Annotated in this window: 12 protein-coding genes; 7 read left to right on the top strand and 5 right to left on the bottom strand. The window is 72.6% G+C overall.

Annotation, left to right across the window (positions count from 1 at the left end):
* Positions 1-1047, top strand: a complete 1047-nt coding sequence (locus tag ACXJY8_RS18725) for a sulfate/molybdate ABC transporter ATP-binding protein (protein WP_463780799.1) — start codon at positions 1-3, stop codon at positions 1045-1047.
* Between the two features lie 90 nt (positions 1048-1137).
* On the top strand, positions 1138-1698 hold the full coding sequence (locus ACXJY8_RS18730; protein WP_243910365.1) for a DUF4337 domain-containing protein: 561 nt from the start codon (positions 1138-1140) through the stop codon (positions 1696-1698).
* A gap of 51 nt (positions 1699-1749) precedes the next feature.
* Here ACXJY8_RS18730 and ACXJY8_RS18735 read toward each other — a convergent pair whose 3' ends face one another.
* A complete protein-coding gene (locus tag ACXJY8_RS18735) occupies positions 1750-4086 on the bottom strand; it encodes a Tex family protein (protein ID WP_463771953.1) in 2337 nt (778 codons plus the stop codon).
* A 289-nt stretch (positions 4087-4375) separates the two neighbouring features.
* Here ACXJY8_RS18735 and ACXJY8_RS18740 point away from each other — a divergent pair, with 289 nt between their 5' ends.
* The gene (locus ACXJY8_RS18740; protein ID WP_463771955.1) at positions 4376-4549 is read left to right on the top strand and encodes a hypothetical protein; all 174 of its coding nucleotides are present in this window, start codon (positions 4376-4378) and stop codon (positions 4547-4549) included.
* A gap of 135 nt (positions 4550-4684) precedes the next feature.
* On the opposite strand, the gene ACXJY8_RS18745 is transcribed toward ACXJY8_RS18740, so the two are convergent.
* Positions 4685-6160 (bottom strand): OpgD/OpgG family glucan biosynthesis protein, encoded by a 1476-nt coding sequence (locus tag ACXJY8_RS18745; protein ID WP_463780801.1) that lies wholly within the window; start codon positions 6158-6160, stop codon positions 4685-4687.
* A 226-nt stretch (positions 6161-6386) separates the two neighbouring features.
* Here ACXJY8_RS18745 and mdoH point away from each other — a divergent pair, with 226 nt between their 5' ends.
* Positions 6387-8297: a glucans biosynthesis glucosyltransferase MdoH gene (mdoH, locus tag ACXJY8_RS18750; RefSeq protein ID WP_463771957.1), complete on the top strand. Its 1911-nt coding sequence runs from the start codon at positions 6387-6389 to the stop codon at positions 8295-8297.
* 21 nt (positions 8298-8318) lie between these two features.
* On the opposite strand, the gene ACXJY8_RS18755 is transcribed toward mdoH, so the two are convergent.
* Positions 8319-8741, bottom strand: coding sequence for a hypothetical protein (locus tag ACXJY8_RS18755; protein ID WP_463771959.1), 423 nt, complete (start codon positions 8739-8741; stop codon positions 8319-8321).
* Positions 8742-8866: 125 nt separating this feature from the next.
* Complete coding sequence (locus tag ACXJY8_RS18760; protein ID WP_463771962.1) at positions 8867-10048, bottom strand: trans-sulfuration enzyme family protein; 1182 nt, start codon at positions 10046-10048, stop codon at positions 8867-8869.
* A 134-nt stretch (positions 10049-10182) separates the two neighbouring features.
* Between ACXJY8_RS18760 and ACXJY8_RS18765 the strand changes: the two genes are divergently transcribed.
* A complete protein-coding gene (locus tag ACXJY8_RS18765; RefSeq protein WP_463771965.1) occupies positions 10183-10716 on the top strand; it encodes a TspO/MBR family protein in 534 nt (177 codons plus the stop codon).
* 15 nt (positions 10717-10731) lie between these two features.
* On the opposite strand, the gene hemA is transcribed toward ACXJY8_RS18765, so the two are convergent.
* Positions 10732-12075, bottom strand: coding sequence for a 5-aminolevulinate synthase (gene hemA, locus ACXJY8_RS18770; RefSeq protein WP_463771967.1), 1344 nt, complete (start codon positions 12073-12075; stop codon positions 10732-10734).
* A gap of 372 nt (positions 12076-12447) precedes the next feature.
* On the opposite strand from hemA, the gene ACXJY8_RS18775 reads away from it, so the two are divergent.
* Positions 12448-12651, top strand: a complete 204-nt coding sequence (locus tag ACXJY8_RS18775) for a hypothetical protein (protein WP_463780938.1) — start codon at positions 12448-12450, stop codon at positions 12649-12651.
* Between the two features lie 216 nt (positions 12652-12867).
* Positions 12868-14157, top strand: a complete 1290-nt coding sequence (gene murA / locus ACXJY8_RS18780; protein WP_463771970.1) for a UDP-N-acetylglucosamine 1-carboxyvinyltransferase — start codon at positions 12868-12870, stop codon at positions 14155-14157.
* Positions 14158-14195: the final 38 nt, after the last annotated feature.

The raw sequence follows: 14195 nt of genomic DNA on the forward strand, positions 1-14195 counted from the left end.
GTGGGCGGCTCCACCGCCATCCGCGTCGAGGACCTGTCGAAGACCTTCGACACCGCCGCGGTGCTGCACGATTTCTCCCTCGACGTGCGGGCGGGCGAGCTGCTGGCGCTGCTCGGCCCCTCGGGCTCGGGCAAGACCACGCTGCTGCGCATCATCGCCGGCCTCGACTTCCCCGATGCGGGCCGCATCGTGTTCGGGGCGGAGGACGCGACCCGGCTCCCCGTGCAGCAGCGCGCGGTGGGCTTCGTGTTCCAGCACTACGCCCTGTTCAAGCACATGAGCGTGGCCGAGAACATCGCCTACGGGCTCAATGCCCGGAAGCGCGCCGACCGCCCCGCCAAGGCCGAGATCAAGCGCCGGGTCGGTGACCTTCTCGACCTGATCAAGCTCTCGGGCTTCGCCGACCGCTATCCGAGTCAGCTGTCCGGCGGCCAGCGCCAGCGCGTCGCCCTGGCCCGGGCGCTCGCGGTGGAACCCCGCGTCCTCCTGCTCGACGAGCCGTTCGGCGCCCTCGACGCCCAGGTGCGAAAGGACCTGCGCCGCTGGCTGCGCGAGATCCACGACCGCACCGGCCAGACCACGATCTTCGTCACCCACGACCAGGACGAGGCCCTGGAGCTCTCCGACCGGGTCGCGGTGCTGGACAAGGGCCGCCTGGAACAGGTCGGCACGCCGGACGAGGTGCAGGAAGCGCCCGTCTCCGCCACCGTGCTGAAGTTCCTCGGCGACACCATCGAGGTCGGGGCGATCGCGCAGGGCGGCGAGGTCCGCGTCGACGGCCGGCTGACCCCGGTGCGGGCGCCGGAGGGCCTCGTCGGCCCGGTCAAGCTCTATGCGCGGCCCTGGCAGCTCCAGTTCGCCGAGGGCGGCGAGGCCCATCTCCACGGCGTGGTGCGCTCGTCCTACCGGACGCAGGGGCGCCAGCGCATCGAGGTCGACCGGCCCGAGGGCAAGACCGTGGTGGTGGAGGCCGCCGACACCAACCGCTTCGCCGCCGGCAGCCCGGTGGGCCTGCGGATCATCGGCGGCCACGTGTTCCCGAATTAGCGCGGCGTCTTCCGCACGGACGGGAAATCGCCTTGCGCTCGCCGGCGCGATCGGGTGTGACTGCCGCCGTCCAAATCAGGAGGAGGCAGCATGTCGGGTGGTCACGGGGCGGGCGGCAGTTCGAACAAGCGCGTGGCGCTGCTGATCTCGGTGCTGGCGCTGTTCCTGGCGCTGGCGGAGACCCTGGCCAAGGGCGCGCAGACCGACGCCCTCGGGGCCAATGTCGAGGCCTCCAACCAATGGGCCTATTTTCAGGCCCGTACCATCCGGGGCACGGTCCTCAAGACCGCCGACGAGACCCTGGCGCTGCTGCCGCCGGAGGTGGCGAATTCCGAGGCGGTGAAGGCCAAGCGGGCGGAGTGGGCCAAGACCATGGCGCGCTGGGACAGCGAGCCCGCCACCGGCGAGGGGCGCAAGGAACTGGCCGAGAAGGCGCGCCACTCGCAGGAGGTGCGCGACCTCGCCCTGCACCGCTACCACCATTACGAGTTCGCCTCGGCCGCCTTCCAGATCGGTATCGTGCTGGCCTCGGCGGAAGTCATCACCGGCATCTTCGCCCTGGTGGTCGGCGGCGGCCTCCTGGGCGTGGCCGGGCTGGCCCTGCTGGGTTTCGGCCTCTACGCGCCGCACACGCTGCCGTTCTTCCACTGAGCCCGTCTTCGGCGGCGCGCCATCGGCGCCCGCCGGACGGAGACGGAGCGCTCAGCGCTTCGGCATTCCCTTGGCGAGGGCCGCGCGCCGCAGGGCCTCCGCCAGGGCGCCGCCGGCCTCGGGCGCCGGCGCCGGATTGGCCCGCGGGGCCGGTCTCGCGGCCGGAGCCGGAGCGGCCGGCGCCTCGCGGCGGGCGGCGGGACGCGGCGCGCCGGCCTCGTCCGAGCGCATCGTGAGGGCGATGCGCTTGCGGTTGGGATCCACCTCGACCACCCGCACCTGCACGACGTCGCCGGGCTTCACCACCTTGCGCGGGTCCTTCACGAAGCGGTCGGCCAGCATCGAGATGTGCACCAGCCCGTCCTGGTGGACCCCGACATCCACGAAGGCGCCGAAGGCCGCCACGTTGGTGACGACGCCCTCCAGGCGCATGCCCGGCTTCAGGTCGGAGATCTTTTCGACGCCCTCCTGGAAGGCCGCGGTCCGGAAGGCCGGGCGCGGGTCGCGGCCCGGCTTCTCCAGCTCCGACAGGATGTCGGTGACGGTGGGCAGGCCGAAGGTCGCGTCGGTGAATTTTTTGGGGTCCAGGCTCCGCAGGGCGCCGGTATTGCCGATCAGCGCCTGGATCGGCTGGCCGGTGGCGGCCAGGATGCGGCGCACCACCGGGTAGGCCTCCGGGTGCACGCCCGAGGCGTCGAGGGGATCGCTCCCGTCGCGGATGCGCAGGAAGCCGGCGGCGAGCTCGTAGGCCTTGGGCCCGAGCCCCGCCACCTTCTTGAGGCCGGCGCGGCTGCGGAACGGGCCGTGGGCGTCCCGGTGCACGATGATGTTGGAGGCGACCCGCGCGGTCAGGCCCGAGACCCGGGCCAGCAGCGGCGCGGACGCCGTGTTCACGTCGACCCCGACGCCGTTCACGCAATCCTCCACCACCGCGTCGAGGGAGCGCGCGAGCTTCCCCTCGGCGAGATCGTGCTGGTACTGCCCGACGCCGATCGCCTTCGGCTCGATCTTGACGAGCTCGGCCAGCGGGTCCTGCAGGCGCCGGGCGATGGAGACCGCGCCGCGGATCGAGACGTCGAGCTCGGGCAGCTCCGCGCTGGCATAGGCCGAGGCCGAGTAGACCGAGGCGCCGGCCTCCGAGACCATCACCTTGGTGAGCTTGAGCTCGGGCTGCTTGGCGATGAGCTCGGCGGCGAGCCTGTCGGTCTCCCGCGAGGCGGTGCCGTTGCCGATGGCGACGAGTTCCACCCCATGCGCCCGGCAGAGCTTGGCCAGGGCGATCAGGGCGCCGTTCCAGTCGCGGCGCGGCTCGTGCGGGTAGATCGTGTCGGTGGCCACCACCTTGCCGGTGGCATCGACCACCGCGACCTTCACGCCGGTGCGGAAGCCCGGGTCGAGCCCGAGGGTCGGGCGCGCCCCGGCCGGGGCCGCGAGCAGGAGGTCGCGCAGGTTGCCGGCGAAGACCGTGACGGCCCCGGCCTCGGCCACCGCCCAGAGACGGGCCCGCAGGTCGGTGTCGGTGGCGGGCTTCAGGCGGGTACGCCAAGCACGCCGCACCGTCTCCACCAGGAAGGCGTCGCCCGGCCGCCCCTGGTCGCGGATGCCGAAGGTCCTGGCGATGCGCAGCTCCTGCGACGAGGGCTGGCCCTTGGCGGGCTCCTCGCCCGCCGCGTCGGCGATGGCGAGGTCGAGCACCTCCTCCTTCTCGCCCCGGAACAGGGCGAGGATGCGGTGCGAGGGCAGCTTGGCGAGCGCTTCCGAGAAGTCGAAATAGTCCGAGAACTTCTCGCCGGAGGCGGCCTTGCCGGCCTTCACCGTGGCGACCATCCGGCCGCGCTGCCAGCCGGTCTCGCGGAGCGAACCCACCAGTTCCGGGTCCTCGCTGAAGCGCTCGATCAGGATGGCGCGTGCGCCCTCCAGGGCCGCCTCGAGATCGGCGATGCCCCTGCCCGCATCCACGTAGGCCTTGGCGGCCCCGTCGGGGTGCTGGTCGGGCCGGGCCAGCAGCGCTTCGGCGAGGGGTTCGAGCCCGGCCTCGCGGGCGATCTGCGCCTTCGTCCGGCGCTTCAGCTTGAACGGCAGGTAGAGGTCCTCGAGCCGGGCCTTGGTGTCGGCGGCGAGGATGCGGGCCTTCAGGCCGGCCTCGAGCTTGCCCTGGGCCTCGATCGCCTCCAGCACGGCGGCCCGGCGGGCCTCCAGGTCGCGCAGGTAGGCGAGGCGCTCCTCCAGATTGCGCAGTTGCGCGTCGTCGAGGGTGCCGGTGACCTCCTTGCGGTAGCGCGCGATGAACGGCACCGTCGCGCCGCCGTCGAGCAGGTCGACCGCGGCCTTCACCTGCCATTCCGCGACGCCGAGTTCGGCGGCGAGACTCGTGTTGATGGCGGCCATGAGGCGTCTCCGGGTGGGGCCGGGTGTCTACAGGGCCGTCCGCCGGGAGGTCAAACCCGGCGCCGCGACGGACGTCCCGCACGGCCTTTCCGAAGCCGGGACGCGCTGCGGTTTCGGTGAGCGGAGCGGGGCCGGGGTGAGGCGCCAACGCCCCGAACATTCGGTATCGCACAATATTTAGCCGCAGACTCCAATATTCGGAGATTGAGTCACCAATCGAATCAATCTATTTCTCATCCCGCTCGACACAACGAAGTGTTCGCAGCAATCCATACCAATGGAGGCTTCCATGCGTTCACTGATAACGCTTGCGGTAGCATTTGTTATGGCTGCCGCCGCATTCGCGATCACGATGCTGACCAAGCCTCCGGTCTCCGAGGCACGGACCGTTTCGCGCATCGATACCTATGCACTGACCCTCAATGCACATCCGGCGGACGCGCAATCCTACGATTGCCAGTAGGGCCCGACCCGGACGCCGATCGGCCGGGCGACGCGGAACGACCGATCCGCGGCGAGGCCGCGGACGGGCCCCGTCCCCGATTCCGCGAACGGCCGCTGCCGGCACGGCTGCGGTGGCCGCTCGCCCCGCTCGGCCTCAGGCGGCCGCGTCCCACGTCTCGGTCACGGCCCGCCCGTCCTGCAGCAGACGGGCGCGCAGGATCACGTCGCCCGCCGGCAGCGGCGTCGGCGGCCGCCACTCGACGTAGAGCCGCCAGCCGCCGGTCTGGGGCACGAATTCCACCACCGGGTCGACCATCGTGCCCGCGCTCGCCGAGACGTCGGCGGCCAGGGCCGCCCCGTGCTCGACCGGCAGGCCCGGCCCCTCGAAATCGACGACGTAGAGGCGGCGCTGCGGGCTCGGCGGCGTGGTCGGGCGCAGGCGCTCGGCCGAGCCGACCCGGGTCGAGACGACCCGCCCGAGGGCACCGGGCACGACCGCCGCCGGCTCCGCGCCGACCGTCGTGAGGCTGTAGGACAGGCTCCGCTCGGCCCCGGCCGGCACGGCGGCGGCGGGCACGAAGGCCGCCACGACGTTGTCCATATACTCCTCGCGCGACGGGATCTCGAACAGCCGGACCGCGCCGGCCCCGAACCCCGATTCCGGCGTGACCCAGAGCCCGGGCCGCGCCTCGTGCCGGGCCTGCACGTCGAGATAGGCGGGAAAGTCGCGGGCCCTCTGGAGGAGCCCGAAGCCCTCCAGCGGATCGACGCCGAAGGCCGAGATCTGCGGCTGCGCCCGGCCGTTGACGAGGGGGCGCCACAGCCGCTCGCCCCGGGTCACCACCGCCAGCCCGTCGGAATCATGCACCTGGGGACGGAAATCGTCGAAGGGCGCGGCCCCCCGCGCGCCCGGCCCGTTCGCCCCGTGCAGGAACATGCTGGTCAGGGGCGCGAGCCCGAGATGGTCGAGGGCGGTGCGGGCATGCAGCGCGGCCTCGACCCGCATCACCGAGGGGTCGCCCGGCGCCACGCGGAAGCGGTAGGCCCCGGCGAGGCTCGGCGAGTCGAGCAGGGCCCAGATCTCGATGGCGCGGGCATCGGCCTCCGGCTCGCAGATCCAGAAGGCCGTGAAGTCCGGGAATTCCTCCGCGCCCGGCCCCCCGGTGCGGATCGCGGCGCCGCGGGCGGAGAGCCCGTATTCCTGGCCGGACCCGCGCAGCCGGAAGTAGGAGGCGCCGAGGAAGACCAGGAACTCCTCCTGGTCGCCCGGCCGGTCGGCCGCGAAGGCGTAGTGCAGCCGGAAGCCGGCGAAGCCGAGTTCGGGCGCGAAGCTCCGGCCCTTCAGGTCCGGTCCGAGGTCGAACAGGTCGGGGGCGTAGGGGATGGCCCGGGCCGGGCCGTTCCGCGGCTGCAGGAACAGGGCGACGCGCTTGCGCTGGAGGAAGCCGCGATGGAACAGCTGGGCCGAGAAGGAGCGGCCCAGGGGCAGGCGCGCCTCCGGCCGGAAGGTGATGGCGCGGTAGCCGTCGTAGGAGAGGCCGGCCAGGGCCGGCGGCAGATCGTCCTGCGGCGCCTGATAGGGGATCGCCGCCAGGGTCCGCGCCTTCGCCTTCACCGCCTCGAATGTTATGGGTTCGGGGGCCGCGGCGCGCGTTCGGCCCGCATTCAGATCATGCGCGGTAGGCAGGACCATCCCGACGGCCGCGCTCAGCGTGGTCCGCAGGGCCTGCCGCCGCGAGAAGGGTTCGGTCCGCCCGCATCCTTCGAGACCCTCGCCATCGCGCATCGCTTCCCCTTTTCCGGCATCGCGCCCGGTGGTGGATCGCGGTGTCCCTCCTTCGAGTTCCCCGCGCCCCATGTCCCACAGGTTGTCGCATGACGCCCCGGCGGCCGAAATCCCGGCGCCGCTGGAAATCGCACCGGAGGCGTCGGCCGCGCGGCCGGGCGGCTTCCTGGGCCGCCGCCTGCTGCTGGCCCTGCCGCCCCTCGCCCTGGGCGCGGCCATCGCCGCCCTGGCGCTGGCCGCCTACGGGATGCCGTCCGGCCTCCTCGGGGCCGCGGTGCTCGGGCTGTTCGCCCTGGTCATGACCTGGCAGGCCTTCGTGGCCTGGCAATACGTCTACGGCCTCGTGGCCACGGCCTTCGGCGACCGGGCGAAATCCGCCCTGGAGCGGCGTTCCCTCACCGTCCCGGCGGAGGCCTCGGGCCTGAGCCGCACGGCAGCGGTGGTGGCGATCCACGCCGAGGACGCGGTCGCGGTGTTCGCGGCCCTGCGGGTCATGGCGCGCTCGCTGCAGCGGGCCGGGGGCGACGGCGGCGACCTCGACATCTTCGTCCTCTCCGACACGCGGGACGGCGCCATCGCGGCCATCGAGGAGCATGAATTCGCGCGCATCGCGGCCTGGACCCGCCAGCACGGCCCCGGCCTGCCGCGCATCCGCTATCGCCGGCGCCGCGACAATGCGGGCCGCAAGGCCGGCAACATCGCCGAGTTCTGCAAGACCTACGGCTCCGAATACGACTTCATGATCGTGCTCGACGCCGACAGCCTGATGACCGGCAGCGCCATGCGCCGCCTGGCCCGGCTGATGGAGGAGAGCCCCCGGGTCGGCCTGATCCAGACCGTGTCCTACGCCACCGGACGCGACACCCTGTTCGCCCGCATCCAGCAATTCGCCGTGCGGCTCTACGCACCGCTGGCGATCCGCTGCCTGGAGACCTGGCAGGGGCCGGACGGCAGCTACTGGGGCCACAACGCGATCGTGCGGATCGCGGCCTTCGCCGACAACGCCGAACTACCGGTGCTGCCGGGCAAGGCGCCGCTCGGCGGCGAGATCCTGTGCCACGACATCGTCGAGGGCGCGCTGCTGCGCCGCGCCGGCTGGGAGGTCCGCCTGCTGCCGGAGATGGGCGGGACCTGGGAGGAAATGCCCACGAACCTCGTCGACCTCCTCGGGCGCGAGCGCCGCTGGTGCCAGGGCAACATGCAGCACCTGCGCGTCACCGCGATGCCGGGCCTGCGCCCGGCCAGCCGCTGGCACCTCGCCGTCGGCATCCTGTCCTACATGGCCTGCCCGCTCTGGGTCCTGTTCCTCGCCCTCGGAACGTTCCAGGCGGCCCGGACCGGGGATCTCGGCCTGCTCGGCTACGGCCTGACCGGCACGGGCGCCGCCGCCCACGCCCTGGCCGCCCTCGTCCTGGCGGTCCTGGCCCTGCCGAAGCTCCTGAGCCTCGGCCACGTCCTGGCCTCGCGCGAGCGGCGCGCGGCCTTCGGCGGCACCGCCTCGCTGCTCAAGAGCGCGGTCCTCGAACAGGCGATCTGGGTGCTGCTCTGGCCGGTGATGACGCTGTTCGCGGCGGGTGCCGTCGCCACCACCTTCGTGGGCCGCGTGGTGCGCTGGGATGCGCAGGTCCGCGACGACCGCCGCGTGCCCTGGGCGGAAGCCTGCCGGCTGCAGGTCGACACCCTCGTGGCGGGCACCCTCCTGGCGGCCGGCCTCGCCTGGGCCGGCGATGCCTGGCTCGCCCTCTGGATGGCGCCGGTGGTCCTCGGCCTGCTGTCGAGCCCGGCCCAGAGCGTGCTGACCAGCAGCGCCCGCCTCGGCCGGATCTCGCAAGGGCGGCGCCTGTTCCTGACGGTGGACGACACCGCCCGCGCGCCGGAACTCACCGCCCTCGCGCAGAGCCGGGGCGGTGTGGTCGAGCCCGGTCGCGGCCGGCCGCAGCCGGCCTGGATCGCCGAGGAGGTCCCGGCCTCGTCGACCTGATCCGGAGGCCGGCGCGGCGGCCTACGGGCGCTCGAGCACCTTGATCGGATCGGTGCGCTGGGCCGGGCTCGGCTCCTTCGTGGCGCTGCTGGTGCCCCGGCCCGCGCCCGAATCATGCGGCTGATTCGGCAGGCCGGTGCCGCTCGCGAGTTCGAGGCAGGTCACCATCTCGACGTAGGACGGGAAGCCGCCCGCCTCGAACTGCTTCTCGCACTGGCGCTTGGCGGCGGGGGAGAACTCGCCCCAGCGGCGCTTGACCTCGTCGCGCGAGGCGCGCTCCGAGCGCAGGCATCCCTCCTGGCTGGCATTGTCGCTGACGCTCGCGGAGGCCGCCGACTGGCAGGTCCGCTCGATGTTCAGCTCCGGCGGTCCGCTCTCGGCCCGGGCCGGGACCCCGAGGAGCAGGAGGGCGAGGGGTCCGGAGAGGAGGACGGGCTTCATCATGGTCGGGCGGTCTCTCGGGGCATGACCCGGCGCCGGCATCCGGTCGCGGGATCGGGATGTGCCCCACCAACGCGCGAGGCCCCGCCCCGGCACCACCGAAAAGTTCACGGCGGCTGCGGGGCGCTTCAGGCGCTCCGCAGGGCGGCGTCGAGATCGGCGAACAGGTCGTCCACCGCCTCGATCCCGACGGAGAGGCGCAGGAGATCGGGGGGGCACGGCGAGTCCGGCCCCTCCACCGAGGCGCGATGCTCGATCAGGCTCTCGACGCCCCCGAGGGAGGTGGCCCGCTTCCACAGGCGCACCCGCGCCGCCGCCCGGATCGCCGCCGCCTCGCCGTCCCGGACCCGGATCGACAGCATGAAGCCGAAGCCGCCCTCCATCTGCCGGGCCGCCACCGCGTGGCCGGGATCCTCCGGCAGGCCGGGATAGAGCACGTGCGAGACGCAAGGATGCCCCTGGAACCGGCGCGCCAGCGCGGCGGCGCCGGCCGCTTGCGCCGCCGCCCGCAGCGGCAGGGTGCGCAGCGAGCGCATCAGCAGGTAGGCCTCGAACGGCCCCAGGATGGCGCCGCCGCCCGAGCGGATCACGACGAGGCGCTCCCAGAACCCGTCCGCCCGGGCCCCGGCGAGCACGCCCGCCACCACGTCGGAATGGCCGTTCAGGATCTTGGTGGCCGAGTGCATCACGAGGTCGGCCCCCAGCGTCAGCGGCCGGGTGTGGATCGGCGAGGCGGCGGTGGAATCGACGGCCAGCCGCGCGCCCGCCGCATGGGCGAGGCGGGCGGCCTCGGTGATGTCGGTGATCGTCCAGAGGGGATTGCCGGGGGTCTCGATCCAGACGAGCTTCGTGGTGCCCGGCCGGATCGCCCGGGCCAGGGCGGCGAGGTCGTCCATGGCGACGAAATCGACCGCGATCCGCCGACGCGGCATCTCGGCGTTGAGCCAGCGCTTCAGGCCCCAGTACATCACACGGGGCGCCACCACGTGGTCGCCGGGCTCCAGGGCGGTGAACACCGCCGTGGCCGCCGCCATGCCGGAGCCGAACAGCAGGGCGCCGGCCGCCGCGTCCTCCAGCATCGCCAGCACGCCTTCGGCCTCGCGCACGGTGGCGTTGTCCGGCCGGGCATAGGAGAAGCCCGAGCTGTAGCCGTTGTCGGGATCGCGCAGGAAGGTGGTGGCGACGTGCAGCGGCGTCACCACGCCCCGGGTCACCGGATCGATCCGGCCGAGGGCCTGCGCCGCGAGGCTGCGCTTGGCGAAGGCGGGCGCGGCATCCGAAGGCCCGGTCGGCGCGTTCGGTTCTGACAAGGGGTCCGGCATGGGCGGGTCCACGAGGTCGGGGTTCGGTTGACCCGGCCTCGCAGACCCGTGCACGGACCGCAAGCCGAGCCCGCGTCGCTCCGTGCCGAGGCCCGGTTCAGAGGAAAGGAAATCCGTTCGTCATGTCCCGCGCGCCCGCATCGTCGCCGATCCACGTCCCCGCCGAGCCCGCCCTCGCCCTGCCCTGGCGGCTGGCGGCGGCGATCCTGCCCGTGGCGCTGACGGCCGTGCTGGGCTCGGCCGCCACGGGACCGAACATCGAGGGCTGGTATGCGGGCCTGACGAAACCGTCCTTCAACCCGCCGAACTGGGCGTTCCCGGTGGCCTGGACGATCCTCTACGCGATGATCGCGGTCTCGGCCTTCCGGCTGCTCGGGGCCAGGCCCCGCACGGGGCCGACGCGGGAGGGCTGGCGCCTGGCGCTCGCCGCCTTCGCGGTGCAGCTCGCCCTCAACGCCGCCTGGACGCCGTCCTTCTTTTCCGCCCACGCGCTAGGGGCCGCCCTGGTGGTCTCGGCGGCGATGTGGGTGATGATCCTCTGGACGATCCGCCTGTCCTGGCGCTTCGACCGGGCGGCGGCGTGGCTGCTGGTGCCCTACGCCGCCTGGGTCGGTTTCGCCACCGTGCTCACCGGCGCGATCTGGCGCCTGAACTGAGGCGGCCGGGGCGGCCTACTCGGCCGCCTCGACGAAGACGGTGCCGGCGCGGGGCAGGTCCAGGGTGTCCCAGGTCTCGGTCAGCGCCGCCGTCAGCCGGGCGATGCGGGCATCGTCGTGGAAGGGCGAGGGCGTGATGCGCAGGCGCTCGGTGCCGCGCGGCACGGTGGGGTAGTTGATCGGCTGGATGTAGATGCCGTGGTGCTCCAGCAGGTGGTCGGCCGCCGCCTTGCACAGCTCGGCGTCGCCCACCATCACGGGCACGATATGGGTGTCGGTGTGCAGCACCGGCAGGCCGGCGGCCTCCAGGGCGGCCTTGGTCCGGGCGGCCTGGCGCTGGTGCGCCTCGCGCTCGCCGCTCGAGCGCTTGAGGTAGCGCACCGAGGCGATGGCGGCCGCCGCGATGGCCGGCGGCAGGGCGGTGGTGAAGATGAAGCCCGGGGCGTGGCTGCGGACCGCGTCGCAGAGCACCGCCGAGCCGGTGATGTAGCCGCCGACGCAGCCGAAGCCCTTGGCCAGCGTGCCCTCGATCACGTCGACCCGGTGCATCACCCCGTCGCGCTCGGCGATGCCGCCGCCGCGGGGACCGTAGAGGCCGACCGCGTGGACCTCGTCGAGATAGGTCAGGGCGCCGTACCGGTCGGCGAGATCGCAGATCGCGGCGATGTCGGAGACGTCGCCGTCCATGGAGTAGACGCTCTCGAAGGCGATCAGCTTCGGGCGGTCGCCCGCCGCGATCAGCAGCTCCTCGAGATGGGCGAGGTCGTTGTGCCGGAAGACGCGCTTCTCGCAGCCCGAATGGCGCACGCCCTCGATCATCGAGTTGTGGTTGAAGGCATCCGACAGGATCAGGCAGTTCGGGATCAGCTTGGCGATGGTGGAGATGCCGGCCTGGTTCGAGACGTAGCCCGAGGTGAAGACGAGGCCCGCCTCCTTGCCGTGCAGGTCGGCGAGTTCGCGCTCCAGGTCGACGAGCGGCGAGTTATTGCCGGCGATGTTGCGGGTGCCGCCCGCGCCCACGCCGCAGCGGGCGGCGGTGCGGGTCATGGCCCCGACCACGTCCGGATGCTGGCCCATGCCGAGGTAGTCGTTGGAGCACCAGACGGTGATCTCGGAGGTGCCGCCGTCGGGCTTGCGCCAGTGCGCGGTGGGAAAGCGGCCCGCGATGCGCTCGATATCGGCGAAGACCCGGTAGCGGCGCTCGCCGTGCAGGCGGTCCAGCGCGGTGCGGAAATGCGACTCGTAGTCGGTCCGGCCCCGGCCGGCCGGCCCGATGTTGCGCCCCTGCCCGGATTCCTGGCCCGCTCCCTGCTTGGTGTCGCTGATCTTGATCGTCGCGGGCATGCGGTTCACGGGCATCCGTCCTTCACGCTTGGGCTGAGGGGCCGGCGGTGGGGTCGCGGCCTCCGGCGGGATCGTTCCCACGCGGACCCTCGTGCGGGGATCCGCGATGAAAGCGATCTCGATGGCGAGCCTGGCGCACACTCCGTGAAGGAGTTGCTGACGACGCTCGCCCTGGCTCGGGTTTCCCCGATGCGGTGGCGACGATACAGGTGAACTTGGAATTGGTTCAAGTCGACATCCGCATTCCTGCTTTGCATCCATCGCCCCGGGGCTGCAAAGCCGACACGACGACGTGGCGACGATGGGTCGCGTCGCCCTTCCCGACCCTTCGTGTCGACCCTTCGCGCGGCGCACTCTGCGTCCGCCCCACCCGGATTTCCGCGACGCATGATGGACGACGAGCCCGAGCCGCCCCGCACGGACATGCCCCGGGACACGCCCGGGGCGCCGCCCAGGAGCGCCGCCGAGCAGAAGGCCGCGCGCCTGAAGGCCGCCCTTCGGGAAAACCTGCGCCGGCGCAAGGCCCAGTCGCGCGGACGCGCGGGCCCGCCGGACCCGGCGCGCGACGACGAGCCGGGCGGGGACGCATAATCGCGCGCCGCGAACCTCCTTTTCGACAAAACCTGGCTATAACGGTCCCGTTTCCGCGTGGACGGTGCAGGGGCCGCCGGGGTTCTCTCGCCGGGGTTCTCTCGCCAGGGCTCTCTCGCCAAGTTTCGATCTGCCGGGTTTCGATCTCGTATGTCTCCGGCCCGCGGCGCGCGATGCGTCCCGGCCGGGCAAGGTTTTGGGCAAGGTTTTAGAACGATGGACCGCATCAACATCATCGGCGGCCGGCCGCTGCACGGGGTCATCCCGATCTCGGGCGCCAAGAACGCCGCGCTGCCCCTGATGATCGCCAGCCTGATGACCGGCGAGACCCTGGAGCTCGGCAACGTGCCGCGGCTCGCCGACATCAACGCCCTGCTGCGCATCCTCGGCAATCACGGCGTCGACCATATGGTGGTGGGCAAGCGCCCGGGCCAGACCACCGAGACCGGCCAGACCATCCGCCTCACCGCCTCCAACGTCATCGACACCACGGCGCCCTACGAGCTTGTCTCGACCATGCGGGCGAGCTTCTGGGTGATCGCGCCGCTGCTCGCCCGCTTCGGCGAGGCCCGGGTCTCGATGCCGGGCGGCTGCGCCATCGGGACGCGTCCCGTCGACCTGCTGCTGATGGCCCTGGAGCGCCTCGGCGCCACCGTCGAGGTCGATGGCGGCTACGTCGTCGCCAAGGCTAAGAACGGCCTGCGCGGCGGCGAGATCCACTTCCCCAAGGTCACCGTGGGCGGCACCCACGTGGCGCTGATGGCGGCGGCGCTCGCCAGCGGCTCGACCCTGATCGAGAACGCGGCGCGCGAGCCCGAGGTCGTCGATCTGGCCGCCTGCCTCACCAAGATGGGGGCCCGCATCGAGGGCGCCGGCACGCCCCGCATCACCGTCGAGGGCGTCTCGCGCCTGCACGGCGCCCGCCACGACGTGCTGCCCGACCGGATCGAGACCGGCACCTACGCCATGGCGGTGGCCATGACCGGCGGCGACGTCACCCTGGAGAACACCCGCGCGGACCTGCTGCATGCGGCCCTGGACGTGCTCTCGACCACGGGGGCCGAGATCACGACGGGCACCGACACGATCCGCATCCGCCGCAACGGCGGCGGCATCGCCGCGGTCGACGTCACCACCGATCCGTTCCCGGGCTTCCCCACCGACCTGCAGGCGCAGTTCATGGCGCTGATGACGCTGGCCAAGGGCCAGTCCAACATCCGCGAGACGATCTTCGAGAACCGCTTCATGCACGTGCAGGAGCTGGCCCGCCTCGGCGCCCGGATCCGGCTCGAGGGCGATCTGGCCATCGTCGAGGGCGTCGAGCGCCTCAAGGGGGCGCCCGTGATGGCGACCGACCTGCGCGCCTCGGTCTCCCTCGTCATCGCGGGCCTCGCGGCGGAAGGCGAGACCAGCATCAACCGGGTCTATCACCTGGACCGCGGCTTCGAGGCCCTGGAGGCCAAGCTCGCCCGCTGCGGCGCCGAGATCACCCGCGTCCGCAGCTGACGGCAACGGCTCCCCGCCCGCTCGGGGCGCGGGGAGCC

The organism is Methylobacterium sp. TK31 (genome assembly GCF_055361545.1).

Coding starts and splice junctions, on each gene's coding strand:
- ACXJY8_RS18730 (WP_243910365.1), top strand. CDS start 1,138: ATGTCGGGTGGTCACGGGGCGGGCGGCAGTTCGAACAAGCGCGTGGCG.
- ACXJY8_RS18735 (WP_463771953.1), bottom strand. CDS start 4,086: ATGGCCGCCATCAACACGAGTCTCGCCGCCGAACTCGGCGTCGCGGAA.
- ACXJY8_RS18740 (WP_463771955.1), top strand. CDS start 4,376: ATGCGTTCACTGATAACGCTTGCGGTAGCATTTGTTATGGCTGCCGCC.
- mdoH (WP_463771957.1), top strand. CDS start 6,387: ATGTCCCACAGGTTGTCGCATGACGCCCCGGCGGCCGAAATCCCGGCG.
- ACXJY8_RS18755 (WP_463771959.1), bottom strand. CDS start 8,741: ATGATGAAGCCCGTCCTCCTCTCCGGACCCCTCGCCCTCCTGCTCCTC.
- ACXJY8_RS18765 (WP_463771965.1), top strand. CDS start 10,183: ATGTCCCGCGCGCCCGCATCGTCGCCGATCCACGTCCCCGCCGAGCCC.
- hemA (WP_463771967.1), bottom strand. CDS start 12,075: ATGCCCGTGAACCGCATGCCCGCGACGATCAAGATCAGCGACACCAAG.
- ACXJY8_RS18775 (WP_463780938.1), top strand. CDS start 12,448: ATGATGGACGACGAGCCCGAGCCGCCCCGCACGGACATGCCCCGGGAC.
- murA (WP_463771970.1), top strand. CDS start 12,868: ATGGACCGCATCAACATCATCGGCGGCCGGCCGCTGCACGGGGTCATC.